Source organism: Nocardia sp. NPDC041819, assembly GCF_055590505.1.
Map to the genome: position 1 here is coordinate 240021 of NZ_JBVJAP010000005.1, position 26185 is coordinate 266205.

General features: G+C 67.1%; 22 protein-coding genes. 11 read left to right on the forward strand and 11 right to left on the reverse strand.

Features of this window, described 5'->3' with window-relative positions; translation table 11 throughout:
* Positions 1–96: 96 nt before the first annotated feature.
* Positions 97–861: an SDR family NAD(P)-dependent oxidoreductase gene (locus tag ACZ6DL_RS18105; protein WP_466052414.1), complete on the forward strand. Its 765-nt coding sequence runs from the start codon at positions 97–99 to the stop codon at positions 859–861.
* A 404-nt stretch (positions 862–1265) separates the two neighbouring features.
* On the opposite strand, the gene ACZ6DL_RS18110 is transcribed toward ACZ6DL_RS18105, so the two are convergent.
* Positions 1266–1760 carry a hypothetical protein gene (locus ACZ6DL_RS18110; RefSeq protein WP_466052416.1) on the reverse strand — a complete coding sequence of 165 codons (495 nt, stop codon included), beginning with the start codon at positions 1758–1760 and terminating at the stop codon, positions 1266–1268.
* A gap of 359 nt (positions 1761–2119) precedes the next feature.
* Between ACZ6DL_RS18110 and ACZ6DL_RS18115 the strand changes: the two genes are divergently transcribed.
* Entirely contained in the window at positions 2120–2350 is a 231-nt protein-coding gene (locus ACZ6DL_RS18115; RefSeq protein WP_466052693.1) for an MmyB family transcriptional regulator, read from the forward strand.
* Here the strand turns inward: ACZ6DL_RS18115 and ACZ6DL_RS18120 are convergent.
* Together ACZ6DL_RS18120 and ACZ6DL_RS18125 are read right to left on the reverse strand one after the other, a co-directional pair.
* Positions 2298–3323, reverse strand: coding sequence for an NAD(P)H-dependent amine dehydrogenase family protein (locus tag ACZ6DL_RS18120; RefSeq protein ID WP_466052694.1), 1026 nt, complete (start codon positions 3321–3323; stop codon positions 2298–2300). The genes ACZ6DL_RS18115 and ACZ6DL_RS18120 overlap by 53 nt on opposite strands.
* A gap of 121 nt (positions 3324–3444) precedes the next feature.
* On the reverse strand, positions 3445–4506 hold the full coding sequence (locus tag ACZ6DL_RS18125; protein WP_396983961.1) for a Rieske 2Fe-2S domain-containing protein: 1062 nt from the start codon (positions 4504–4506) through the stop codon (positions 3445–3447).
* A 141-nt stretch (positions 4507–4647) separates the two neighbouring features.
* Here ACZ6DL_RS18125 and ACZ6DL_RS18130 point away from each other — a divergent pair, with 141 nt between their 5' ends.
* Positions 4648–5265: a TetR/AcrR family transcriptional regulator gene (locus ACZ6DL_RS18130; RefSeq protein WP_466052418.1), complete on the forward strand. Its 618-nt coding sequence runs from the start codon at positions 4648–4650 to the stop codon at positions 5263–5265.
* Positions 5266–5406: 141 nt separating this feature from the next.
* Here ACZ6DL_RS18130 and ACZ6DL_RS18135 read toward each other — a convergent pair whose 3' ends face one another.
* The 3 genes from ACZ6DL_RS18135 to ACZ6DL_RS18145 form a co-directional block, all read right to left on the reverse strand.
* Positions 5407–5982 (reverse strand): hypothetical protein, encoded by a 576-nt coding sequence (locus tag ACZ6DL_RS18135; RefSeq protein ID WP_466052420.1) that lies wholly within the window; start codon positions 5980–5982, stop codon positions 5407–5409.
* Between the two features lie 269 nt (positions 5983–6251).
* A complete protein-coding gene (locus ACZ6DL_RS18140; RefSeq protein WP_466052422.1) occupies positions 6252–7187 on the reverse strand; it encodes an alpha/beta hydrolase in 936 nt (311 codons plus the stop codon).
* Positions 7188–7244: 57 nt separating this feature from the next.
* On the reverse strand, positions 7245–8264 hold the full coding sequence (locus ACZ6DL_RS18145) for an SDR family oxidoreductase (RefSeq protein WP_466052424.1): 1020 nt from the start codon (positions 8262–8264) through the stop codon (positions 7245–7247).
* A gap of 320 nt (positions 8265–8584) precedes the next feature.
* Between ACZ6DL_RS18145 and ACZ6DL_RS18150 the strand changes: the two genes are divergently transcribed.
* Positions 8585–9598, forward strand: a complete 1014-nt coding sequence (locus ACZ6DL_RS18150; protein WP_466052426.1) for an SDR family NAD(P)-dependent oxidoreductase — start codon at positions 8585–8587, stop codon at positions 9596–9598.
* A 503-nt stretch (positions 9599–10101) separates the two neighbouring features.
* Here ACZ6DL_RS18150 and ACZ6DL_RS18155 read toward each other — a convergent pair.
* From ACZ6DL_RS18155 to ACZ6DL_RS18175, 5 genes are read right to left on the reverse strand one after another with little or no spacing between them, the layout of a single operon-like run.
* On the reverse strand, positions 10102–11577 hold the full coding sequence (locus ACZ6DL_RS18155) for an aldehyde dehydrogenase family protein (RefSeq protein ID WP_466052428.1): 1476 nt from the start codon (positions 11575–11577) through the stop codon (positions 10102–10104).
* Positions 11578–11609: 32 nt separating this feature from the next.
* On the reverse strand, positions 11610–12626 hold the full coding sequence (locus ACZ6DL_RS18160; RefSeq protein ID WP_466052430.1) for a zinc-binding dehydrogenase: 1017 nt from the start codon (positions 12624–12626) through the stop codon (positions 11610–11612).
* Between the two features lie 32 nt (positions 12627–12658).
* Positions 12659–14599 carry a hydantoinase B/oxoprolinase family protein gene (locus ACZ6DL_RS18165; RefSeq protein ID WP_466052432.1) on the reverse strand — a complete coding sequence of 647 codons (1941 nt, stop codon included), beginning with the start codon at positions 14597–14599 and terminating at the stop codon, positions 12659–12661.
* A gap of 1 nt (position 14600) precedes the next feature.
* A complete protein-coding gene (locus ACZ6DL_RS18170) occupies positions 14601–16643 on the reverse strand; it encodes a hydantoinase/oxoprolinase family protein (protein ID WP_466052434.1) in 2043 nt (680 codons plus the stop codon).
* A 25-nt stretch (positions 16644–16668) separates the two neighbouring features.
* Positions 16669–16878: a hypothetical protein gene (locus ACZ6DL_RS18175; RefSeq protein WP_466052436.1), complete on the reverse strand. Its 210-nt coding sequence runs from the start codon at positions 16876–16878 to the stop codon at positions 16669–16671.
* Between the two features lie 189 nt (positions 16879–17067).
* Here ACZ6DL_RS18175 and ACZ6DL_RS18180 point away from each other — a divergent pair, with 189 nt between their 5' ends.
* The 7 genes from ACZ6DL_RS18180 to ACZ6DL_RS18210 all read left to right on the forward strand — a co-directional run bounded on the left by ACZ6DL_RS18180 (position 17068) and on the right by ACZ6DL_RS18210 (position 26155).
* On the forward strand, positions 17068–18057 hold the full coding sequence (locus ACZ6DL_RS18180; protein WP_466052438.1) for an AraC family transcriptional regulator: 990 nt from the start codon (positions 17068–17070) through the stop codon (positions 18055–18057).
* Positions 18058–18157: 100 nt separating this feature from the next.
* Positions 18158–19246, forward strand: coding sequence for a helix-turn-helix transcriptional regulator (locus tag ACZ6DL_RS18185; RefSeq protein ID WP_466052440.1), 1089 nt, complete (start codon positions 18158–18160; stop codon positions 19244–19246).
* Positions 19247–19376: 130 nt separating this feature from the next.
* Positions 19377–21443, forward strand: a complete 2067-nt coding sequence (locus ACZ6DL_RS18190) for a hydantoinase/oxoprolinase family protein (RefSeq protein ID WP_466052442.1) — start codon at positions 19377–19379, stop codon at positions 21441–21443.
* A gap of 9 nt (positions 21444–21452) precedes the next feature.
* Positions 21453–23369: a hydantoinase B/oxoprolinase family protein gene (locus tag ACZ6DL_RS18195; RefSeq protein WP_466052444.1), complete on the forward strand. Its 1917-nt coding sequence runs from the start codon at positions 21453–21455 to the stop codon at positions 23367–23369.
* Between the two features lie 17 nt (positions 23370–23386).
* Entirely contained in the window at positions 23387–23647 is a 261-nt protein-coding gene (locus ACZ6DL_RS18200) for a hypothetical protein (RefSeq protein ID WP_466052446.1), read from the forward strand.
* Positions 23648–23858: 211 nt separating this feature from the next.
* The gene (locus ACZ6DL_RS18205; RefSeq protein ID WP_466052448.1) at positions 23859–25322 is read left to right on the forward strand and encodes an aldehyde dehydrogenase family protein; all 1464 of its coding nucleotides are present in this window, start codon (positions 23859–23861) and stop codon (positions 25320–25322) included.
* Positions 25319–26155 carry an SDR family NAD(P)-dependent oxidoreductase gene (locus ACZ6DL_RS18210; protein WP_466052450.1) on the forward strand — a complete coding sequence of 279 codons (837 nt, stop codon included), beginning with the start codon at positions 25319–25321 and terminating at the stop codon, positions 26153–26155. Before ACZ6DL_RS18205 ends, ACZ6DL_RS18210 begins: the two co-directional genes overlap by 4 nt.
* The last annotated feature ends 30 nt before the right edge of the window (positions 26156–26185 follow it).

Genomic DNA, 26185 nt, shown 5'->3' on the forward strand with positions numbered 1-26185 from the left:
GAGTGCGGCGCGGCGACTCTTCAGTGCTCATGCCGACAGTCATGAGAATATTATTCTTTCAATACGAGAGTACGACTTGCAAGATAGGATTACGACATGCAGATCAGTGGAAGCTCCGCGCTCGTCGTCGGCGGGACCGGAGGGCTGGGCGAGGCGACCGTGCGGCGCCTGCACGCCGCCGGGGCGAAGGTCGTGGTCGCCGATGTCGCCAACGACAAGGGCAAACAGCTCGAGAACGAGCTCGGAATCCGCTATACGCACACCGACGCCACCGACGAGGGCTCCGTGCTCGCCGCCATCGCGGAGGCGCAATCGCTCGGGCCGCTGCGCATCTCGGTGGACACCCACGGCGGTCCCGCGAAAGGCGGCCGCCTGATCGGCAAGGACGGCGCGCCACTGTCCCTCGACGGTTTCCGCACCACCATCGAGTTCTATCTGACCGCCGTGTTCAACGTGCTGCGTCTCACCGCGGCCGCGATCGCGAAGAACGACCCTCAGGAGGAGGGCGGGCGCGGCGTCATCGTGAACACCGCCTCGATCGCCGCGTTCGAGGGGCAGGTCGGTCAGCTTCCCTACGCCGCGGCCAAGGGCGGCGTGGTCGGGATGACCCTGGTGGCCGCTCGCGACCTCTCGCCGGTGGGCATCCGCGTGGTGACCATCGCCCCGGGCACCGTGAACACGCCCGCCTACGGCAAGGCCGCCGACCAATTGGAGGCGTACTGGGGTCCGCAGGTGCCGTTCCCCAAACGTATGGGACGCTCCGAGGAGTACGCCAAACTGGCTACCGCCATCATCGAGAACGACTATCTCAACGGCGAAGTCATCCGGCTCGACGGCGCTTTGCGGTTCCCGCCGAAATAGCCGCCGCCTCGCCGAGCAGGCCGATCGGCCTCGGCGGCCCGCTGTACGCGCCCCGGGTCGTCGAGTCGTGCAACATGCCCCCTCTCTGAACGCTGCATGGCTGCGCGGGAAGCCGCCGGGGCGGCGCCGAACGGGGCTTCAGACGAGGGGGGTCGAGAAGTCGATCCGGCGGCGCGTTGGAAAGGGTAGTGACCACGCAGGTGCCGACGGAGCCGGTGCGGTCGTAGAGGGTGGCGGTGCCGATGGAGATCCCGGCCGAGGCGATGGTGCTGTCGGCGCGCAGTCCGAGTTCGGAGAAGGCCATCGCGCGTCACTCATCGGTGAATATCGACGTCGCTCGGCGACGGGAGATCGTTGTATCGGCGAATTCCGGCGTCGGGGTCCCAGGTCCCCCCGCCGAGGGGCTACTGGCCGCTGAGGCCCCAAGCGTCGAGTCCGCTGTAGATGTGGGCCTCCTGGCAGCGAGAGGCGGTGTAGCCGACGGCTTCACCGCGATAGATGGCGATAAGTGAGTCCTTGCCCCGCCACCAAGTGTCGGTGAGGCCCTGGACCTCGGGTACGGGCTCGAATCCGTCGAGATCCACCTCTTCGACAGCGTCGCCCTTGATTCTCGTGACGGTCTGGGCCCAGCGGCCGGCGTGGTGGGCCAGTGCCAGGGCTTCGACCCATCCCTGCGTGCTGGCGTGCAGAGGTACCCAATGGTCGGCGTCGATTCCGAATTCGCCTCCGGGCCCGATCATGAATCCGTAGGCCATGGACACGCGGCAGTCGCCGGCTGGAAAGCGCCACCCGTCCGCGGCCGGACCCTCGGGGACGTCGGCTTCGAGCACACGCGGGCCGCCCTCGTACGCGGGAGCAGGGGGCAGGACGAGGCCGCCCCACATCTGTTGGAAGGCCACCGCCCGGTCGATCTCCGCAGCAGGTATCCCGTGCTCGAGCCATACATCCCGAGAGGGGCGGATATCCCGGCAGGGAAGACGCATTCCGTGCGTTTCGACGAAGCACTGGGCCCGGCGGCTCAGGCCTTCCGGCGTTCGAGGCGGCAACGGCACTCGCGCGTCCCTCATGAGCCGATAGCGAAGGCCGAACAGCACGAGCAGAGGAATCCGAGATCACCGAGCATGATCGGAGCTTAGATCGTGGCCCACGACGATCCGCGGCCGTCCGCGACCATTTGCCGCAGCAGCTCCGCGGCTTGTGCGCACCCAGGCAGGGCACCCCTACGACCGCGGCCCGCAAGACCTCGGCGGTGAACTGACTGACCACCCGCAGCGAGACCTTCCACCGGCTCTGGCGCGCCCACGACGTCCGCATCCACGTCACCGAGCGCTTCCATCATCCCGAAGTCGGCGAAGCCCCCGATATGCGGCGGCGGTTTGACGTCGCGAGCGGCTGCGGTGTTCTTCGCGCGTTCCGGGGTCGGAAAATGAACCCGTTCAACGTACGAAGCGACCGGCGAATCCGCGCAACGGCAGGTCGGCGCTGGTGATGATGCCTGGGCGGGCGGCGACGACGGATACGATCGAGTTCAGGGCGGGCAGCCCGGTGACGGTCATGCCGATCGAGGCGAAGTTGTCCGGGTTGGACAGATCGGTCCCCTTGCGCGGAATGATCATGTGTTTGCTGTAGATGTTCGGGTCGCCGGTGATCTGGGTGATATAGCAGCCCTTGATGTTCCAAGCCGGGTCGGTGTGCGGGGTCATCTGCCATTCGAGGTGGCTTTCCACGCGCGGCACGCCGTCGACGAGGCCCTGGTACTTGATGTAGTTCGCGCCGAGCGACCCCTTCGGCAAGAAGTACCAGCCCAGATCGATGTCCTCGGTGCAGGCGCCGAGTTCGTAGGTGAAGCTCACCTCGTCGAGCTCGAGGTCGAAGGCATCGGCCAGGAGATGGACCGAGTCGGCGAACACCGCGGTGTATTTGTAGAGCGAATCCGGGATGGTCGAGTCATCGATCGGGCGGCCGTAGCCGACGGCTTTCCAGGTGTCGACGGAATGGTGGCAGGAGACGTCGACCGATTCGGTGACGGTGATGTTCTCGATATCGGCGACATCGGCGCTGTGCACGATGCCGAGGATCTGGCAGAGGCCGGGATTCATGCCGGTGCCGTAGAAGGTCGCGTTGCCGCGTTCGCAGGCGGCCTGGATGACTTCGCTGACCTTTCGGCCGGACGGATGCGGATGGTTCTTGTCGCGGTGGTATCCGGTGATCCAATCCGCGGTGGTCACGACGTTGATACCCGCCTGGAGGACCCTCTCGTACAGGTCCTCGTCCGGGAACACCCCGTGGAATGTGAGCACGTCCGGCTTCGCCGCGATGATCTCCTCCACCGATCCGGTGGCGGTCACCCCAATCGCGCCGATGCCCGCTATCTCGCCCGCGTCTCGGCCGATCTTGTCCGGCGAATAGCAGTGCAGCCCGATCAGTTCGAGGTCGGGGTGGTTTCGGATACGGCCGATCATCTCGGTGCCGAGGTTGCCGGTCGCGACCTGAAATACCCGAACCTTGCTGGAACTCGTCACGTGTGGGCCTTTCACTAAGGGTTCGACGTCGGTATCCACGCCGCGGCGGCGAACGAACTCATCAGGGAGCCCTGCCATCGGCGAGACGGGCGGGGTCGACTGCGCCGCTGTAGAGCCGGTGCGGGTCGGTGCGAGCCGGTCCGCCGCCGGGGTAGAACTGTCGTGCCCATTCCCGCAGCGCCGTGAACCCCTGGTACTCCTTCTGCGACAGGGCGGGCGGATCGGAATAGCGCTGGTGCGCCCAGATGTGGATATCGGCTTCGAACTGTTCGATGACGAAGGCGGCCATCGTTTTCCCGTATCGAGTGATCTCGGGGCCGTCATCCCCGGGTTTGCGTCCGATCCATACCGTGAAGCGGACATCGGAGGTGTGTTCGTCCACGGGTGTCACCGCGGGCATCGTGCGATTGTCGACCATGCCCCAGCTCTTCGTGAGAGAACACCCCAGACCGGCGTTGATCGATTCGACGCCGCTGTCGACCTGGTCCGCGGTCACGCCCTCGTCGAAGGCGATGGTGAAGTCGACGTAGGAGACGGGTCCGGAGAAGTCGTGGCGGGTGAATTCCGGGACGAACGGTGTCTTGTGCACGAACTCGAAATGCGCGAAATCGACACCGTTCTCCATGACGTACTGCGGATGCAGTTCCAGCCCCGGCCGGTACAACGTGGCGATGGGCACCGGAGGGTAGTAGTCGGCGGCGGTCTTGCCGTCACCGAACGCTACGAACAGGTCGGGAACCTCGAAATACGGAGCGCGACCCTCGATGTCATACCAGATCCACACCGCTTCGTTCCGTTCCACCACGGGGTAGCTGCGGATCCTGCGTCCCTTGTTCGGATGCCTCTCGTAGGGAATGCAGACGTTGCGCCCCTCACCGTTCCATTCCCAGCCGTGGAACGGGCACACAAGATTCTCGCCCGCCACATGACCGCCGTAACCGAGGTGAGCGCCGAGGTGCTCGCAGTAGGCGTCGAACACCGCGACCCGGCCCGACGTCGACCGCCAAGCGACCATCTCGCGCCCGAAATACTTCATCTTGCGCACCGCGCCGACCGCGATCTCGCTGCACCAGGCCACTTGGAACCAGCCCGTCGGCTCCATCGACAGTGGTGGTTTCGCCATCTCGATCCTCCCCGCTCCAAGGGCAGCTCGGCTTTGAATCCCGGCCTCGGGACGATCTGATCGTAGAACCCTCTGCTAAAGTATTCAAGAGGGTTCTACGAAACTTGGAGTCGCCGACCGAGGCCGATAGACTCCGGCATTGTGGCGGAGGTGGCGGCAAGCGGACGACGTGCCAACCGGCGCGGGATTCAATCCCGGGAAAGCATGCTCGAGGCGGCGATCGCCTCACTGGCCTCCGGCGACCCCGCGGCGGTATCCGGCAACCGGATCGCCCGTGACATCGGTGCGACCTGGAGCGTGGTGAAATACCAGTTCGGCGACATCGACGGCCTGTGGGCAGCGGTCTTGCGCTACACCGCCGACAAACGCGGCGACCTGCCCGCCGGAATCAAACCCGACGGCACGCTGCATGAACGAGTGACCGCGATGATCACGGCCATGGCCGTAGGACTGCGCAGGCCCGAATCGCTTGCCATCGAAACTCTCCGCGCCGCCCTTCCCCGCGACCACGCCGAACTCGAACGCGACTACCCCCGCACCGCCGCTGAACTCGCCTCATGGAAACCACACTGGGACAAGGCTTGCCAGAAAGCATTCGTAGATCTTGAACTCGACCCGGTCAAAGTGCGGCAGGTAGCCGCGCTCCTCCCCGCAGCCATGCGCGGGATCACATCCGAACGCACTCTGGGCACCTATGGCAACCTCGACGACGCCATGCAGGCTCTGATCGGCGGCATAGTCGCCTACCTCGAGACCTGATCACAGCGGACGTTCGGGCGCATCGACATACCGAGCGCCCAGGGACGATGGGGTCCATCGTCACCGTGCAGGATTGGCGAGAGAGGTGCAGTCTGCGGCTGGACCGGCTCGGCGCCGGGCCGGCGATGATCGCCCGCCGATCTATGGCCCGAAGGTGAGGCCGAAATGCGCACCCAGGCGAGCGAGCGCCTTCGGATCACCGAAGACGGCTTCCCCGCTGACATCTTCGTCCGGCGGGTCGACCGAACAGAATCGTTCAGCGACACCGGTGTGAATTCCGGTGAGATAGGTCGCGAAGACGAGCGAGGCTTCCACGTCCTCGTCGTCGCCAGGATAGACCGGCCACGATTCGGTGACACCGTTGGAATCGAACAGGAGTTCCCAGTTCGACTCCCTCTCCACCAGCCGTACATCGGTGATGGTCACCACGCCGCGGCTGCAGGCGGCGATCGACTGCAAGGCCGACTCGTACCACTCCCGCCGCTCGTCGTCGGTGCAGTCATCGATGCCACGAAATGCCTTGTAGCTGAAGCTGTATCGGATGCCGACCTCGCTGAGCAGATTGAGTACGGCACTCTGCTCGGTGTGTCCGTAATAGGTCAGCGGCTCCTCGACCGATTCCGCCACGAAGGGCAGCCGCGCGAGGATGTCCGGATCGACGAGACCGAGTTCGACGATCAGGTCAACGACCTCCCGCACGGTGCGTTGGGTACCCATCGAGTCCTCCTCTGGGCCTTCACATTCGGGCAGCCGCAAGGGGCCGAGGGTATCCCGTTCCCGAACACTCCGTCCCAGCCGTGGATCTTCCCACTCCCGGGAGGTACAGACCCCGCGAGCGCCCTCAGCGCCACTCGGCCGAGCCGCGAACCCGCGAATGCCGGGGTGCTCGTCAACCGGCCATCGCAGCGCCGCCCCGCGGCGAAGCCGACCTGGGCGTCTTCGACTCGGCCTACGGTCTGGACCTCGACGGCGTTCAAAGCCACCGGTCAGAGATGGTCCTTGAAGAAGGGCACGAGGCGGTCCAACGCCTGCGACACCGCTTCGGGCTTGTCGTAGAGGTCGTAGTGCGTCACGCCCTCCAAGACGACGAGGTCCTTGTCGGTGGACGCGGCACGCTGGTAGAGCTCGAACCCGTCGCGGTAGGCGCCGAACGCGCCGGGTTTGTCGCCGACGACGATGCACAACGGCTGGGTGAGCAGGATCTCGGCGCGGGTATAGGCGTCCCAGCCGACGAGGCGGGCCTGCCGGGAGAACAGAAAGCTGGTGCGACCGTTGGGTTTACGCCCACGATCGGTCTTGTAGTACTCGGTCGCCTCGACCAGGTCGACATCGGTCAGGCCTGCCTGCTCGGCAGCTTCCGGCGACGGCGGCAGCAGATCGTTGACCTGCTCATCCTGGCCACGAGCCTCGGCGGTGCGCTGCGCGGCCATCGCCTCGAGCGCGCCGAGCGGGTCGTATTCGGTGAATCCCTCGAGCATCCGCCGCCCGACGTTGGCGCCGGTCACCGTACCCAGGGCTTTGATGCGGCGTTCGGTCATGGTCGCGCTGACGGCATAGCCACCGCCACCACAGATGGCCAGCACCCCGATGCGGTTCTCATCGACCCACGGCTGCGTGACCAGGTAATCGATGACGTAGCTGAAGTCCTCGGCACGGAAGCCGGGGTCCTCGATCAGGCGCGGTTCGCCGCCGCTGTCACCCTGAAAGCTCGCGTCGAAGGCGATCGCGACGAACCCCCGCTGCGCCAGCGCGGTGGCATAGATATTGCCCGCGGTTTGTTCCTTGCAGCTACCGGTCGGATGGGCGCTGATGATCGTGGTGTATTTCCGCTCGGCGTCGAATTCCGGTGGATAGTAGATGTCGGCCGCGAGATCCCAGGCCAGCGCCTTGATTCGAACGTGTTCGATGTTGTCGGTTGTCATGAGCTTCCTCTCTCGTCGGGTCGGAGCTTCCGAGTCGGGCGCAGTGTGCGTCGGTGCTTACACGGCGGTCCTTGCGCGGGCGGCCCATCTCGTTCCCAGCCCGCCGAGCGCACCGGCCCAGAGCAGGCGGCGTGCGGTGGGGTGGGTCGCCAGCCAGGTGTAGGGACTGAATGGCAACGCTTGTTTCCCGAAGTCCCCCTGAACGCGTGCGTCCCCGCTGGGCTCGTAGAGATTGCCGCCGGTTTCGGTCGCCGCGTCCTTCGTTTGCTCCATCGGGATACCGAATTTGGCCAGAACGACATCGGCCACTCTCGGGGTGAGATGTTGGGTCACCTTCATGAGCTTGGCCGCGCCGCCGGCGTAGAGATCGCGGACCGGGTGAGTGGCGGCGTACAGAACGCACTCGGCGACCACACCCGGGTCGTAGAACGGTGGGGCGCCCTTCGGCTTCACCTCCATCTTGTTGCGGCCGTTGTTGAAGAACGGCGTATTGATCGCGGCCGGTTTGATACTGGTGACCGAAATCGGCGTCTCTGCGGCTTGCAGCTCGCGCCGCAGCGCGTCCAGCATCCCTTCGACAGCATGTTTGGACGCGGCATAGGCGCTGTTGAGCGGCATGGAAATCACAGTCTCACCCGATCCGACCGACACCAGCGCACCCCCGCCGGCACGCCGCAGATGCGGCAGGGCCACCTGGAAGCCGTGCACCTGGCCCATGAAGTTGACTTCCATCAACCGACGAAACTCCTCGGGTGTGGTGTGTTCGAACTCCGCGTAGACCACCACAGCCGCGACGGCGACCCACGTGTCGATACGACCGAACCTCGCCACCGCCAACTCGGCAACAGACTCGACCTGAGTCCGATCGCTGACATCGCACACGGCATACGCAGCCTCCCCACCGGCTTCCTCGATCTCGCGCACGAGGGTCGCCAGCCCCGCTTCGTTGCGCGCCGCCGCCACCACCTTCGTTCCGGCGGCGGCCAACCGAAGCGCGGTCTCTCTACCGATCCCGCTGGATGCGCCGGCGACGACGGCCACCTGCTGCGCGAGTGGTCGGAGCTTGATACCTGCCATCCGGGATTCCTCCTATTCGACTGTCAAACGAGAATTACGCATTATGCTTAGTTGCGTTCACAGTAGGCGTACCCGCTACGGCGACTCCGAATCAGCGCGCAGAGTCTCCCTGCCGCTGCCTCCCGACCCGTGAGCGCGGAAGGCCGCGGTTGATCAGCTCTTGACGGGAGCGAGATTGAATCCGCGGACCTCGTGAGGCCAACCCCAACTGCGCCGACTCGCTCGTACAACCTGCAGGGCCCAGCTCATCCACATCGTCGCGGGCTGGGGGCTCGTGAACAGCCGACGCCGACCACCGCCGGCTGATTTCGCCCGATCTCTTGCCTCGACATACCTCATCCAACATATACTATTCAATATATTTTAGACTCGATGGGCCGTCCCGCGTCCCGTCGAACTGCGTCCATGCCACGCATGGAGGGAAGCGAGAGACCATGTTGCGTTTTGACGGGAAGGTCGCCATCGTCACGGGCGGCGGCCGGGGGCTCGGCCGTTCGCACGCGCTGCTGCTGGCCTCACGGGGAGCATCGGTCGTGATCAACGACTTCGGATCTTCTGCCGCGGGGCAAGGGTCCGATACCTCTCCGGCCGACGACGTGGTCTCCGAGATCATCGCGGCGGGCGGGAAGGCCGTCGCCAACTACGACAGTGTGTCGACCGGCGCCGAGGCGATCGTGCAGACCGCGATCGAGGCATTCGGACGTCTCGACATCGTCGTGAACAATGCCGGCATCAACCACATGACGCCTTTCGGCCCGGATGCGATCGAAGGCATCCGGCAGCACATCGAGGTCAACTTCCTCGGCACCGCGGCCGTGACGGCCGCCGCATGGCCGCATCTCATCGCGTCGGGCGCGGGACGAGTCGTCAACACCGCTTCGCCGACGCTGGTCGGGTTCGAACAGCAGAGCGCGTACGTCGCCTCCAAGGGCGCCATCTTCTCGTTCACCCGCACACTCGCCATGGAGGCGCTCAAAGTCGGTATTCGCGTGAACGCGATCGCACCCACCGCCTACACGCGAATGGCGGCGGAGGCGGAGATCCCCGACGATCTCAAAAAGAAGCTCGAGAAGACGATGACCACCGCAATGGTCTCCCCGACTGTCGCTTATCTCGCGCATGAGGACTGTTCCATCACCGGCGAGACCCTCCTCAGCCAGGGTGGTTTGATGCAGCGCTTCGCACTGACGATGAACGACGGCTATACGAACCCCGAGGCAACGCCGGAGGACATCCAGGCGAACCTCGACGCGATCCTCGATGATGTCAGTAGCAAGCCGGTCGGGATAATCGGCACGGACAAGGAGGGATCACTTCTCGACTTGTTCGACTGACCGGGTCCAGGCCGGGGTGAACAGCAACTTCATCCCGGCCGCAGCTCTTTACGCACCGCTGACCCAGCCACCGGAGGAGCACAGATCGACCGGCACGTCGTCGCCGATCAACGCTTCGTCCTCCCCCGCCCCGACAACCTCGACCCCGCCGTCGCGTGCGCGCTACCGACCGGCCTGCTCACCGAACACGGCGCACTCACCACCGCCGGCTTCACCACGGGCCAGAGCGCGCTCATCACCGGCGCTTCCACCGGCATCGGACTCATCGGCACCCAATTGGTCAAAGCCCTCGGCGCCGCCCAGGTCGTCGGCACCACCCGCACCGCCACTAAACGCGACCTGCTGGAAAAGGCCGGTGTCGACAGTCGGCGCCGTCGCCGCGGTGGCGGCGCTCTTCCTCGCCGACCCGCTCCGGGATCGTGAACGCGTGACTCGCTGGTCCTCGCCGAACAGGAAAATGGCCGGGAGACGACATTGTCTCCCCGCCATTCTCACTGGGCGGCTCAGCCCAGGTTCATGTAAACGGCCTTCGGGTAGAGGTAGCTCTCCACGTGTTCGCGGCCACCCTTCCAGCCGTAGCCGCTCATCTTCGTTCCGCCGAAGCCGACCGACGGGTCGAGGACGCCGTAACAGTTGACCCAGACCGTGCCCGCATTGATACCGCGCGAAACCTTGTGCGCGGTGCTGAGCTCCCCGGTCCAGACACCGCCGGCCAGCCCGTACGGGGTCGCGTTGGCCAGGCGCAGTGCCTCGTCCATGTCGTCGAACGGGATCACCGTCGCGACGGGGCCGAAGATCTCCTCCTGCGCGATGGTCATCTCGTTGGTGGCGGAGGCGAAGACGGTGGGTTCGACGAAGAATCCCGATGCGCGGTCGCCGTCGAGCCGCTTACCGCCGCTGACCAGTTCGGCCTCACCGGAGCCGATGTCGATGTAGTTCAGCACCCGGTCGAGCTGGCGTTGTGAGATCAGCGGGCCCATTTGACTGTTCGGGTCGAGGCCGTCGCCCACGCGGATCGTCTTGGTGAATTCGGCCATGCGCGAGACGAATTCGTCGTGAATCGAGCGCTGGACGAAGATTCGCGTTCCGGCGACGCAGACCTGGCCGCTGTTGGTGTACACGCCCATCGCCGCGCCCGGCACCGCCAGGTCCAGATCGGCGTCGGCGAAGACGATGTCGGGCGACTTGCCACCGAGCTCGAGCTGCAGCCGTTTCATGTTCCCGGCCGAGGCGCGCACGATGGTCCGGGCGGTACCCACCGAACCGGTGAACGCGATCCGGTCGACACCGGGATGCTCGGCCAGTGCCGCGCCTGCGTCCTTGCCGTAGCCGGTCACCACGTTGACGACACCGTCGGGAACACCGGCCTCGGTGAGCAATTCGGCCACCCGCAGCACCGACAGCGACGCGTCCTCGGCGGGCTTGAGCACGGCCGTGCAGCCGGTCGCCAGTGCCGGACCGAAGATCCACCACAGGCCGATGAGCGGACCGTTCCACGGGATGATCCCGCCGACCACGCCGACAGGCTCGCGATAGCGCAGGGTCAGGAAATCGCCGGGCAGCGAGTTCGGCGGAGTGCTGGCCGTGCCCGCGTCGACCTGCGAGGCGAAGAATTGCAGCACCTGCGAGGTCCACTCCCGCAGGCCTCGGGTCCGGGTCAGCGGGGCGCCCATGTCCAGGGTTTCGATGGTGGCGAGTTCCTCGAAGTTCTCGAGGACCAGGTCGTGGACGCGCAGGATCAGCGAGCGACGCTGGTGCGGGGTCCAGCGGCTCCATTCGCCCTCGAAGGCGGCGCGCGCGGCCGCGACGGCGGCGTCCACGTCGGCGGCGCCGCTCGCGGCGATGGTGCCCATGGTGGCACCGGTGGCGGGATTGACTACGTCGATGGTCTCGCCCGAGGCGGCGGGCACCCAGCGCCCGCCGATCAGGTTGTGCTTTGCCGTGCCGACGAACGCCGGCTCTGAATGAGTGGTGGTCATAATTCTCTCCGAGTCAGCGAAAGGCTTGGCGGTCAGTCGAACAGGAAGACGCCCTTGCCCGCGTCCTGCTTGTCGAACCACCGGTAGGCTTCCTCGGCCTGCTCGATGGTCCAGGTGTGCGAATAGAGGTTGTCGACCGGAAGCTTGTGCGCGACAACGTAATCGGCGCAGCGCGCCTGCTCGATCGTCGACATGGTCCAGGACGTCATCAGCGTCCACTGGTTCTTGTAGACGGCCTGGGTCGTGAACTCGACGTGACCGGGCAGGCCGATGAACACGGCCCGGCCGAAGGTGCCGAGCACGGCGAGCGCGTCGTCACCGGCCCGACCCGACGTTTCCAGCACGACATCGGCCATCCGGCCACCGGTGTGTTCGGCGACCACCTCGGCCACCGACCGCTCGCGGGAATTCACCACGAGATCGGCACCGAAGCGTTCGCTCTCGGCGAGCCTGCGATCGTCGACATCGACGGCGATGACCCGGGCGCCCATCGACGCGGCGAACATCGTCGCCGAAAGTCCCACCGGCCCTTGCCCGAACACCACCGTGGTCGTATCCGCGACGCCGCCGGCCCGCTTGATCGCGCCCCACGCCGTCCCGGTGCCGCAGCCGATGGCCGCGCCCGCCTGGAACGACAGCCCCTCGGGCATCGGCAGCAGCGCTGCCACCGGCACCAGGGCGAAGGACGTGTGACCGCCGTTGACGTGCACCGCCATGGTCTTGCCCGGCGCGGTCTCACACATCTGCGGCCAGCCCGCACGACAACGACGACAGGTGTTACAGCCGAAATAGTGGTGAATCATCACCCGGTCACCGACCGCGAACCGGGCCGGGTCGACGCCCGCGCCGACCGCGTACACCTCACCGCACGGTTCGTGACCCTGGATCACCGCGTGGTCGAAATCGAAAGCGCCGTGGTAGAAGTGCAGGTCCGAACCACACATCCCCGAGGCGCGGATCTTCACCACCACAGCGCCGTGGCCCGGCTCGGGTTCGGGGAAGTCCTTCAGCACCGTCGTCCCGTCTCCCGGGAACACGATCCCCTTCATCAGTTGTCTCCTGTCTCTTACGGCAATCAGGCTCAGGGGCGGGCGCGCAGCCGCGCTGTCGCCTCGTGATCGATGCGCAGGCCCTCGGGGTCCCGGCACGGGTCGCCCTCGATGACGACCCCGTAGTCGCGCGCGGCCCCCGCGATGCTCACGTACTCGTTGCGGACGTCGGCGAGCACCCGTTCGGGATCACGCTGCAACGGATCGCCCCACCCGCCACCACCATTGGTGAGGCACCGCAGGATCGTGTTCGGTCCCGTCGCCCACACCTGTTCGGCGGCGAAGTAGTGGTAGCGACCGTCGACCGGGTCCAGCGCCTTGGTGTCGGGGTCGAGCACCCCGGCGACGGGCACGCTGTCGGCGTAGACCCGCGGGTCGGTGCCGAGCAGGTTCGGGGTCGCGCCGTCGTCACTCGGAGGGAACAGCCACATCGCCCCGGTGGGCCCGGCCTGTCCGCCGTTGGCGCCCACGCCCGAGGGCTGTTTGGTGCGGAAGGGCGACAGGTAGTGCGCACCCGCGGTGAGCCACAGCGCGTCCTTGAGATTGGCCGCCCCGCCGCGGAAGGTGCCCGCGCCGCCGGTGTCGATGGCGTGTTCCTTGCGCAACAGCACCACCGGCGAATCGCGTTCGATCGTCTCGGTCGCGGGGTCGAGGTTGTTGAGCGTGAACAGGACGGTGTAGCTGTCGCCGTCGCCGACGTGGGTGGCGCCCCAGGGCCCGTGCTCGCCGCCGCACTGGGTGGCCGAGGTCCACGGGGTGCCGTCGGCCCGCAGACCGGACGCGTTGTGGGTATTGGTCGACCCGTAGTCACCACCGACGCCGTGTCGACCGAGGACCGGATTGAGCGCGTCGAAGATCGCCGACGCGACGGCCCCCGAGGCCTCCCAGAACATCATGATGCCGCCGTCGGGCGGCAGCGAGGAGACGATGGTGCCCGGCGGCACCGCGATGTCGACGTTGCGCCAGGTGCCCGAGGTGAACGGCACCTTCGGGTCGAGGAGCATCGTGAGGGCCACGCCCACAGCGGTTTTGGCGTCGAGGACACCGCAGTTGATGCAGGTCCGGGCCTGAGGCGAGGTGCCGGACAGGTCGATCTCCATGTCCTCGCCACGCTTGCGCACGAGCACCCGCACGGTGTAGTCGACGGTGTCGTCGAGACCGTCGGCGTCGATCAGCGCCGAGCCCGCGTAGTCGCCGTCGGGTACCAGCGCGATCGCGTCGCGCATCCGCTCGGCGGAGGTGTCGCACGAGTAGTCCAACGTGCCGAGGTATGCCCCGAGCCCGTAGCGGTCGATGTTCTCCAGCACCAGCCGCTCCCCCAGCTTCAACTGCTGGAAGATGCTCTTGAAGTCGGGCAGCAACATGCCGCCCCAGCGGGTGTTGTCGAAGATCAGGCTGAAGGTGGAGCGCACCGGTTCGTCCTGCGACCACAGCAGCATGGGCGGGATCACCAGCCCGTTCTCGTAGACATTGCTCTTGGTCGCCGAGAAACCGCCGGGCACCGTGCCACCCATGTCGAGCTGATGCGCGCACATGGTGACGAAGGAGACGATCTCTCCGTCGACGAACACCGGCCGGGTGAACGCCACGTCGTTCACGTGCCTGCCGCCGCGATACGGGTCGTTGCAGATCAGGACGTCACCGGGACGCAGGTTCTCGGACCCGTACTCCTCCACGGCGTTGCGGACCGCGTCGCCCATGGTGCCGAGGAACACCACCAGGCTGTTGCTGACCACGGCCATCGGATAGCCCTTGTTCGCGGGACCGCTGATGGTGCAGGCGAAGTCGTACCAATCGCGGATGATCGGCGAGAACGCCTCACGCATGAACCCGGTCGACATGTGCTCGACCGCGTAGCGCAGCCGGTTGGTGATCACGGTGACGCTGAACCGGTCGGCACCGTAGCGCTCGCGGAACTGGGCATCGGTGAGGTCTCGCAGCCGGGGGGCGGTGGGGATGGCTGGACTGGACATGTCACTTCCTCCGGATCACGATTTCGCCGTACTCACCGACGGTGGCCTGCTGACTCGCGCCGACGTGAGTGGTCGACAGTTCTTCCTCGACCACGGCGGGGCCGTCGAGCACATCGCCGGCTCGCAGGCTCGTGCGGTCGTAGACCCGGGCCTGCTGGGCGCCGACACCGTCCGCGTCGAGGTCACCGAGGTACCGCAGGGTCACGGTGCGGATCGAGGTGAGCGGCCCGTCGGCCGCCGACCGGGCCGGGAGCGCGGCGTATTCGACCTTGGGGGTGTCGAGCACCGCGCGCACCCGGAACGTCACGCCTTCGACGGGCATGATCTCGAAGCGGTTGCCCGAGCGGGCCTCGTAGGTGTCGTGGAAGGCCGACACCATGGTGGCGACGGCGGCCTCGTCGATCGTGCCGCTCGGCACCGGCACGAACGGGGTCTCCCAGCTCTGCCCGGCCAGATGCGCGTCCATGCTGCGCAGCATCCGTACCGACCCGCCGCCCGTGCGCGCCCGCAGCTGTTCCTCCATCTCGGCGAACAACGCGTCGATCGCGGGGGCGGCCTCGCCGGTGAGCATCAGGTACGCGCTGCGGTCGACCGTGAAAACCTGGTCGGTGGAAAGCAATCCGACCGCCGAGAACAGGCCGGGATTCGGTGGCACGATCACCTGCTTGCACTGCACGGTGTCGAGCACCGCGGGCAGCAGCATCGGGCCTGCCGCACCGAAGGCGACCAGACTGTAGTCACGCGGGTCGACACCGTTCTTGATGGCGACGTTGAATACGCCCTCGGCCATGTTGTCGACGGCCATCTCGTAGGCGTAGCGCACCCGGTGAGCGAGGTCGAGCTCGGTTTCCAGGCTGTCGAACGCCCGTCGCGCCGCGGCGGCGTCGAGTTGCAGTTCCCCGTCCGCGAAGTCGTCAGGGTCGAGGATTCCGATCAACAGGCACGTATCGGTTGTCGTCGGTTGGGTGCCGCCGCGGCCGTAACACGCGGGTCCGGGCTGGGCCCTCGCGCTCTCCGGTCCGACCTGGATCTCGCCCGCGGAACCGATCGACACGATGCTCCCGCCGCCGGCGCCGATGCTGGAGATGTCGTTGGCGAGGGCGTTGACCACGAGGTCGTGCTCGAGTTCGAAGGTAGTGTCGACGAACGGTTCGCCGCCGCTGACCACGCTGATGTCACACGAGGTGCCGCCCACGTCGGCACACAGCAGGTCGTTCTCCTCGATCAGCGCGCCGAAGTGCGCGCAGGCGACAGTTCCGGCGGCGGGACCGGAGAACACGATCCGGAACGGCTGCTCCATCGCCTGCGCCGACGGGACCAGGGTCGCCGCGCAGTCGGCGAAGTTGAGCTGACCGGCGAAACCGAGTTCGCTCAGGCCCTTCTCCAGGCCCGCGGTGTAATCGGAGTAGATGATCTTCATCATCGTGTCGACCACGGTGGTTGAGGCGCGGGCGTATTCCTTGGCCAACGGCGACACCTCGCTCGAGATCGAGCACGGCACGTCGCCGAGCACCTCACCCACCAGCTCACGCAGCCGCACTTCGTGCACGGGGTCGACGTAGGCGTTGATCAGGCAGATCGCGACGCCGGCGACCTCGCATCGGCGCAGCACCTCGAGTTCGGCCCTGGCCTGGTCCTCGTCGAGTGCGAACAACACTCCGCCGTCGGCGGTGATCCGCTCGTGGATGCCGCGCCGCAGGTAGCGCTGCACCAGCGGCCTGGAGGCGTCGCCGAAACTGCGCCGCCAATGCGGGTCGAGGATGGCCTCGGCGGGGCGCCACACGCGGCCCATGTCGAGGATGTCGCGGTGGCCCTCCGTGGTCAGGAAGCCGATCTTCGGCAGCCGGCGGGTGATGACGGCGTTGAGGCCGTGCGTGCTGGCGTGGTTGAACACCGCCGCATCGGCTACGCCGAGCACCTCGGCGCCACGCAGTACCGGGCCTGCGACCTCGGCGTAGTCGGTGGAGATCTTGGCGGTGTGGATCCGCCCGTCGCGCCAGGCGACGACGTCGGTGAACGTGCCGCCCACATCGACTGCGATCATGGTGTCTCCTGAAGTGATTCGGTGCTCAGACGAGGTCTGCGAGCAGTTGGATGGGGCCTAGCCGATGCCACGGTTCCCGCGTCACGGAATGCAGGCACTGCTGGCACTTGACCACCTGCACCCAGCCCTGTTCGGCGACGACGGGGTACGCGCGCAGTTCGGCGGCGCCGCATCGTGGGCAGGTGCCGTCGCGGGGTTCGCGGTTCACCTCGAGTGATGTCGGTGCGTCAGCCATGACCGGGTCCTCCTACGGCGGTGAAATGTGCGGCCGGGTGCCGTGCGGACGACGGTAGGATCGGGAGACCTGGGTCACAATCCGCCCGGCGAAGGCACACTGTCCGTCGAGCGAAGCATGACTCGAATTGCACACAGTATATTATATTCATTATGTGATACCTATCACGCCTGAAAGGAGGGTCTGCCGTTGTCGTCAGCACCCGTGGCGTGCGTGAGCACCTTTCGCACGGAAGATCCCGCCGCCGCCCACGATCACGTGGCCGCGACCTTCGCCCACCACGAGCTCGTCCTCGACGAGCGTCGCGGGATCGACTTCGCCCTGGAGACAGTGCGATCGGAAAGTCTGACCGTCGGCCGGATGGCCTACGGCACCGACGCGCGCATCGACGGACCACCGATGCAGACGTGCTATCACGTGAATCTGTCCGTCGCGGGACAGAGCACGGTGGCACAACACGGCACCCGCCGATCCTTCGGCGCGGGTGAGGCCGGAGTGGCGTTCGTGCACGACGCGCCGGTGTCCATCCGCTGGAGCGCAGACGCCGCGCACTATCACATCAATCTGCGCCGCGTGCCGTTCGAACGCCACGCGGCTCGGCTGCTCGGTCGCCGGGACACCGAGCCGGTCCTGTTCGATCTCACCTTCCCCATCGACTCCCCAGCGGGTCGCGCCCTGCTGGCCTCGACCCGGTTCGTCTACGACGAGTTGGCCCGCGAAGGTGGAGTGTCGACGATGCCGCTGGCCTGCCGCGAACTCGAGTCGACGCTGATGACGCAGATTCTGCTCACCGCACCGAGCCAGCTGACACCGATACTGACCGGTTCCGCGCCGAGCATCGGACACGCGCGAGTGCGCGAGGCCGTCGCCTACATCCACGCTCATCCCGATGCCGACATCTCGACCGCCGAACTCGCCGCCCGCGCCGGGGTCACCGCCAGGGCGCTCCAATTGGCTTTCCGGGACGCGGTAGGCATGTCGCCCAGCGCTTATGTCCGATCCGTGCGACTCGACCGGGTGCGTGGCGAATTGTCTTCCGGCCGCGTGGTTTCGGTGAGTGACGCGGCGATGAAGTGGGGCTTCTTCCATCTCGGCCGCTTCGCACAGCAGTACCGCGAAAGGTTCGGTGAACTGCCGTCGGAGACCGCGGGCCGCGGCGGCCTCGACTCCAGTCCCTGACCAGCCGCACCGGGCCACAGCCAGGAGGCGGGCTTGACTGCGGACCTCAATACCGGATCACTATATTTTATTTAATACTGGCGGATTACAGGAGCCGAGTATGCGCAGCGCATCGAATCAGTGCAGTGTCGCTGAGCTGAACGCCACCATCACCGAGATCGCCGAGCACGCGTACACCGTGCTCGACCGCGATCCCGCCGAGAATCACCCACCCACCGGTGGTTGGAACCTCGGCGAGCTCTGGGACGTGGTGACCACCCGCGCACTGCGCGAAACCGACGGCTCCTCTCCCGCGCGGCTGGCCGAATTGATCGGTCTTCTCGACCGGATCAGGGCGGCGGAATCGATGCAGGCACAGATGCGGCTCGCGAACCGGACCCAGCGGGTGAGCGAAGTGCACGCCGCGCTGTCGGAAGTGAGTTCGGCGACCACCGTGGATTCGCTGCTCACCCGTATCCCGGAAGCGACCTGCGGCCTCGGGTTCGACCGCGCGTTGGTCTCCACCGTGGACGGCGCGTGGCGACTGCACACGATGCACGTCGTCCGCGATCCCCAGTGGGCAGCCGATATTGTCGCGGTCGGGCGGGAGAACCCGCCGATCCTCGACCAGGGGCTGGTCGAGAACGACACGGTGGTCGACGCACGCACGGTACTCGTACACGAGGTGCAGGACCATCCGCGAGTCAACCGCCCGCTGGCGGCGATCACGAAGTCCTCCTCGTACGGGATCGCACCGCTGCTGGTCGACGGTGAGGTGGTCGGCCTCGTGCACGGGGACTGCTATCACCAGCAGCGCGTGCTCGACGATGTCGATCAACTGCTGTTGTCCGCCTTCGCTCAGGGGGTGGGCCAGCAGTTGGCTCGCTTGTCGGTGCTGGAGGGGATGTCGGCGATTCGTGCCCAGCTCGACGGGCTGGGCCGGTGGTCGGCGCCGCGGCACGCTATCGCGGAGTCGATCGCGCTGAGCCGTGACGACGACGCCGTGCTGACCCGCCGGGAAGTGCAGATCGTCCGGTTGCTCGCCGAGGGCGACTCCAACGCCCGCATCGCCCGCAAGCTCACCATCTCCGAGGGCACCGTCAAAACCCACATCACCCGCGTGCTGCGCAAGCTGGGTGCCGCCAATCGCGCGGAAGCGGTGTCGATCTGGTTGCGGAACTCGAACTCGTCCGGGTCGCTGCGCGCCTGATGACACCGAACCGGCCGAAGGTCGTACGAATCTCCCACCCGCGCCAGATGTCGTCGTACCCGCCGAGCGGAAAAGTGACGTGCGACATAGAGCGGCAGCACTGCCGCCGCACACGGCACGGAGGCGCGGGATGACACAGAGCGAACGGGAAGCCGACTGGATCGTCGGCATCGACGTCGGTGGCACGTTCACCGACATCATCGGGCTGAACCAGGCCACCGGCGAGGTCCGCGACGGCAAGGTGCTGTCCACCACGGAACAGGAGGTCGGCGTCCTCGCGGCGCTGGCGGCGATCGACGTCGCCGTGCCCGAGGTCGCCGAGATCGTGCACGGGCACACGGTGGGGATCAACGCGCTGCTGAGCCGCACGGGCGCGCACACCGGCCTGATCGCCACCGGCGGCCACCGCGATCTGCTCGACATCGGGCGCATGCACCGCGAATTCGGTGACCGTTTCTACGATCCCACCTGGCTGCGCCCGCACCAGGAGCGCCCGATCGTGCGGCGCGAATCCCGCTTCGGTGTTCCGGGTCGGCTGCGCTACGACGGCACCGAACTGCTCGCGCTCGACGAGGACGCCGTGCGCCGCGCCGCCCGCGAACTCGGCGAACAGGGCGCCCGCTCGGTGGCTGTATGCCTGATGAACTCCTACATCAACACCGGGCACGAGCAACGCACCGCCGAGATCGTCGCCGAGGAACTGCCCGGCGCCTATATCCAGACCTCGGCGCTGTATCCGGTGACGCGCGAACACGAACGCACCACCACCGTGGCGCTGGACGCCTACGTGGGACCGGCCGTCGTCGGCTATCTCGAACGCTTGATGGCCCGGCTGTCCGAGCAGGACTACCGGGGCACCTTGTGGATCATGATGATGAACGGCGGCGTGGCGACCTTCGCGGACGCGGGCCGGGCACCGGTGTTCCAGCTCGTCTCCGGCCCGGTCGGCGGGGTGAGCGGCAGCGTCAAGCTCGCCAACGAGAGCGGCGCCCCGAACCTGCTCACCATCGATGTCGGCGGCACCAGCACCGATGTGGCCGCGATTCGTGGCGGCAAGACCCCGCTCACCGACACCTGGACCCTGGAGACCGGGTTGACCCTCACCATGCCGCTGGTCGACGTCGAGAGCATCGGTTCCGGCGCGGGTAGCCTGATCCGGCCCAGCGCCCTCGGCACTGTCGCCGTCGGCCCGGCCTCGGCCGGATCGAATCCGGGCCCGGTCTGCTACCAGCGCGGCGGCGTGGAACCGACCCTCACCGACGCGTGTGCCGCACTCGGCATCCTGCAGCCGGACCTGTTCGCCAACGGCGCGATCCAACTCGATGTCGACGGCGCCGTCGAGGCCTTGCGCACCACTGGCAAGCAGTGGGGCATGTCGGCGCTCGAACTCGCCTCGGCCGCTTACGAAATCGCTTGCCAGGACATCGCCGCGAAGGTGCGCAGCATCTCGGTGTACCGCGGCCTCAACGTCCGCGAGTTCGCCCTGCAACCGTCCGGCTCGGCGGGGCCGATGCTCGCCGACCGGGTCGGTCGGATCCTCGGCCTGGACAAGGTGATCGTGCCGCGCAGCCCCGGCCAGTTCTCCGCACTGGGTCTGCTGCGCAGCGATCTGATGGTCACACGCGCGCAATCCATCATGACTCCGCTCGCGCCCGACCACGCCGAGGCTGTGGAGGCCGCGTTCACGGCCTTGCAGGACAGCATCCGGACCGATCTGCGGGACCAGGGCATCGACGTGTCGCGCCTGCGCTTCGAACGCGCCGTGTTCGCGATGTACCGCGGTCAGACCTGGGACAACCGGCTGCCGATCGAGGCGGGCGCGATCACCGCCGAGCGGGTCGGCGAACTGATCCCCCGATTCCACGAGTTCTACCAGGACTCCTACGGTTTCGCGGCACCGGAGATCCCCGTGGTCGTGTCGACCGTCGAAGTGACTGCGGTGATCCCGCGCGAACTCGGCGCCGCCGACCACACCCCCGAGCAGGGCGAGTCCTTCCTACGCACCACCCGGCTGACCGTGCCCGGCACCACCGAACCCGTCGAGGTACCGATCCACGTCCGCGAACGTCTCGCGCCGCACCACCCGGTGCCGGGCCCCGCCCTGATCGCCGAGAAATTCGCGACCACCCTGGTGCTGCCCGGCCGGGTGGTCCACGTAAACGACGACCTCGATCTCATCATCGAGCCGCAGGCCTGAGGAGCAACCATGACCACCATCGAAACCCCCGGCCCCGCCGTCGACGTCGAACTCGACATCCTGCGCTACGGCCTCATCGAAGTCGCCCGCGAAATGCTGGATTCCCTGATGCGCAGCGCCTTCTCCCCGGTCTGCCGCGACATCCTCGACTGCACCAGCGCCATCCACATGCGCACCGACGACGGCTGGGAGACCGTCGCCCTGTGGGAGGGTTGCATGCAGCACGCCTTCACCGCACCGCACATCGCGAACTTCGTGATGGACGACTGGGACGTCGACACGATGCAGCCCGGTGATGTCATCTTCGTCAACGACCCGTGGCGCGGCACCATCCACCAGTCCGACGTGAACCTGCTGCGTCCGGTGTTCGTGAACGGCCGCGTGGAGTTCCTGCTGCACTCCACCTCGCACCTGGTCGACCTCGGCGGCGCGATCCCCGGCGGCTTCTCCAACGGCACCCAGACCCATTTCGAGGAACAGCTCAAACTGCCGCCGACACTGTTGTACGCCAATGACGTTCCGGTGCGGCCGACCTTCAACCTCATCCTCGAGAACAACCGGGTACCGCAGCTCGTGCTCGGCGACCTGCGCGCACTGCACGGCTGCCTGGTCGTCGGCGAACGGCAGCTGCAGGAACTCGTCGCCCGCAGCGGCCTGGACAAGATCCGTGCGGCGGGACGCTATGCCATCGAATCCACCGAGGCGAGCATGCGCCGCGGTATCGCGAGCATCCCCGACGGCGACTACACGGCCGAGGACTTCCTCGACGAGGACGGCGTGAGCGACGAAGCGATCCCCGTGCACGTGACCGTGAAGGTCCGCGGGGATTCGATGGAAATCGACTTCTCCGGTTCCGGCCGTCAGCCGCTGGGCAACTGCGGTACCGCCTGGTGCGAGGCCACCCGCTGCATCGAGGCGGTCAAGCTGATGGTCGACCCGTCCACCCCGGTCAACAGCGGCACCTTGCGGCCGGTCGAAACCATCCTGCCGCCCGGCAGCGTGGTACAGGTACTGCCGCCGTCGAGCTGCTCCAACCACGCCGATATCGGCGCCCGCGGCATCAATGTGGTGACCCAGGCGCTGAGTCAGGCCACCGACGAAGCCTTCGCCTGCGACACCGGCACCGCCGTGGTCGTCAGCCTCGGCGGCATCGACACCCGCGCCGGGCACGAGGGCATGCCATGGGGTGCGTTCGCGCTCGCCGGTGGCGGCTGGGGCGGCACCTGGAAGGAAGACGGGGTCTCGTTCTGCGTGATCCCGATCGGCAACTGCCGCACCTCCGTCCAGGAACACCTCGAGATCGAGAGCCCGCTGGTCGTCGTCCAGCACGAGATGGTGATCGACACCGCCGGGGCGGGGCAGTATCGCGGCGGTGCCGGTTCGGTGTATTCGATCTACGCCGAGTGCGACACGATGGTCACCGTCACCGCCGACCGGATCCGCGTCGGCGCGCCCGGGTCCAACGGCGGCGGCGCGGGCGCTCCCGCATTCGGCTGGTACATCGAGAATTTCGATCTCGCCCGGCACGGCGATCCGCTCGATCTGCGCGGGATCGAGCCGTTGTTCGGCATGTTCGACGCCGAGGGCAGGCCCGACCCCAACCACGGCGAATTCGGCCGGGGCGCGCGCTATCGGACGGGCAAGTTCTCCGGACTGATCCTGAAAGCCGGAGACGCCCTGCGGTTCGTCATCGGTGGTGGTGGCGGCTGGGGCGACCCACTCGAACGCGAAGCCGATCGGGTCGCCGCCGACGCGCGGGCCGGACTGGTGAGCCCCGAATTCGCCGCTGCCGGTTACGGAGTCGTGCTCGCTGCCGGCGAGGTCGACGAAGCGGCCACTACCGCACAGCGTGCGCACCTGGCGACCGAGCGTGCTCGAGGGCGCTGGCAGGTGCCGGTCGCCACTCCCCTCACCTGGAACCTCTGAAGGCAAGGACCACTCCCATGTCAGTCGATCGTCTCCTGTTCCCCCGCCCCGAAACCGACCGCGTGTACGTCGAACGCGTGCCCGTCGACGGTGCGTGCCCGGCCTGCGGTGCGGCCGAGCTGGCGCGCTATCCCGTCGCGAACTTCCTCGGTCCGCGCATGGTCGTGAAGTGCCAGCAGTGCTTCCATCACATGTCGGTGACCAGGCCCGAACCCGAGGACCACTGGCCCGCCTGGCGCTCCCCCGCCCGGGACTGGCCGGCTTCCCGCGTCGGATAAGTCCGCACCCGCCATCATTCGTTCCGAAAGGTCATGGCGCGCATCCCCTCGGCCCGGCGCTCACCCAGCCGCGGGAGATCGCGGAGATGGCGTGCTGGCTGTCCGACCGTGCCGCCTACGCCACCGGCGGCGAATTCGTCGTCGACGGTGGCTATATGGCGGGATGACCGCTCCCTTCGCAAATTGATCTCTACCCGAACAGGATTCAGGCATGACAACACTGATCGGCGCGGCCGCGAGTTACATCGACGGTCGCTGGAGCGGTGGTGACGGCGACGCCATCGCAACGATCAACCCCGCAACTGGACTCCAGGTGGCGCTCACCCCAGCCAGCGGACCCGCCCAGGTGACCGCGGCCGTCTCCGCTGCCCGACGCGCCTTCGACGGTGGCGTGTGGAGCCGTCTCGGTCCGGCCGAGCGCGGCGCCCTGCTGCACCGCCTCGCCGAGCTGCTCGACGAGAACCGGGAAGAACTGGTCGGGCTCGCGGCCACCGAGATCGGCACCCCGATCAGCAGCGGACCCACCCTCCACGTCGACCTGCCCGCGAAGTTCTTCCGCTGGTTCGCCGACGCCGCCATCCGGGGCCCCCGCGACGGCTACGAACAGCCCATGCCGCTCGACCACGACCCGATCACCACCAGCAGCCTGCTGCTGCGCCAACCCACGGGCGTGGTCGCCGCGATCGTCGCCTACAACGTGCCGATCATGATGAGCGCCTACAAACTCGGCGCCGCCCTCGCCGCAGGCTGTTCCACCGTGCTGGTCACCTCGCCCAAAGCAGTGCTGCTCACCGCCGCCTTCGTCAGCCTGGTCGAGGAGGCCGGATTCCCTCCGGGCGCGGTCAATTTCGTGTTCGGACCACCGCTGGTCACCGAACAGGTCGTCACCGCCGCCGAAGTCGACATGGTCACCTTCACCGGCTCCTCCACCGTCGGCAGCACGATCCTCACCCTGGCCGCACCGACGTTGAAGAAGGTGGTCCTCGAACTCGGCGGCAAGTCACCCAACATCGTGCTGCCGGGCACCGACCTGGAACGCGCGGTCCCCGCCTCGGCGCTGCGGTTCACCCGCAACAGCGGCCAAGCTTGCGGAGCGACCACACGCACCCTGGTGCCACAGGCCGATTTCGACGAATACGTCGAGCGTTCGGGCGCGTTCCTGCGCACCCTCACCGTCGGCGACCCGCTCGCACCCGACACCGTCCTCGGCCCACTCATCACCGGCGAACACCGCGCCAACGTCGAAGGATTCCTCGCCCGAGCACGTGACGCGGGCGCCGACATCCCCGTCGGTGGCGGCCGGCCGGCAGGCCTCGACAACGGATTCTTCCTCGAGCCGACCCTGGTGACCGGTGTGCCGAACGAAGCCGAAATCGCCCAGGAAGAACTGTTCGCTCCCGTCGGCGTCGTCATGCCCTACACCGACCTCGACGACGCCGTCCGCATGGCCAACGACGTCAAATACGCCCTCAACGCCAACGTCTGGGGACCGACGCCCGCCGCCATCGAGTTCGCCCGGCGGCTGCGCTCGGGCACCGTCACCATCAACGGTGGCGGCGGCATGCGCCCCGACGCCCCTTGGGGCGGCCCCGGCCACAGCGGCATCGGCAGAGAAGGCGGCGAAGAAGGATTCCGCGAATTCTTCGAGGTCAAACACCTGCAGTGGCCGCTGTGAGCCTGTTACACGACAAGGTCGCCGTCATCACCGGCGCGGCGAGCGGAATGGGCCTTGCCGGCGCGGAAACCTTCGTCGAACACGGGGCGAAGGTGGTACTGGCCGACATCCAGGACGAACGCGGAGCGGCCGCCGCCGCACACCTCGGCGATTCGGCACTGTTCGTGCGCACGGATGTCACCTCCGCGGAGCAGGTCGAGTCCGTCGTCAGCGTCGCGGTGGACACCTTCGGCCGACTCGATGTCATGTTCAGCAATGCCGGTGCCGCCGTGGACCTTTCACCGATCGATGACCTCACTCCGGCAGGACTCGACCGCACGCTGGCGCTGAACCTGCAGGCCCATGTCGCCGCGCACAAGTACGCGGCCCGGCAGTTCCGTGCACAGGGCAGCCCGGGCTCGATCATCACCACCGCCAGTGTCGCCGCGTTGCAGGCCGGGTGGAACGGCGCCGCGTATTCGATGGCCAAGGCGGCCGTGCTCGCCTTGGTCCGTCAAACCGCCATGGAGAACCAGGGCACCGGCATCCGCTCGAACGCCATCCTGCCGGGCGCGGTCCTCACCTCGATCATCACCGACATGTTCGGGGTGAGCCGAGACCGCGAGGACGAGTTCCTGACCGGTATCGGCGACCGCATCGGTGGCGAGACGCTGATCGGGCGCGCGGGCCAGGCCCGCGATATCGCCAACGCCGCACTGTTCCTCGCCTGCGATCTGTCGGCGTGGATCACCGGCGTCGCGCTGCCGGTCGACGGCGGCGCGACCGCGGTCACCAAGGACGCCACGGTCTCGCTCATCACCGAGTTCGCCACGGAGTTCCACACCGGTTCGTGAGCAGGCCCATCCGCGGAATTTGCCGGTCCT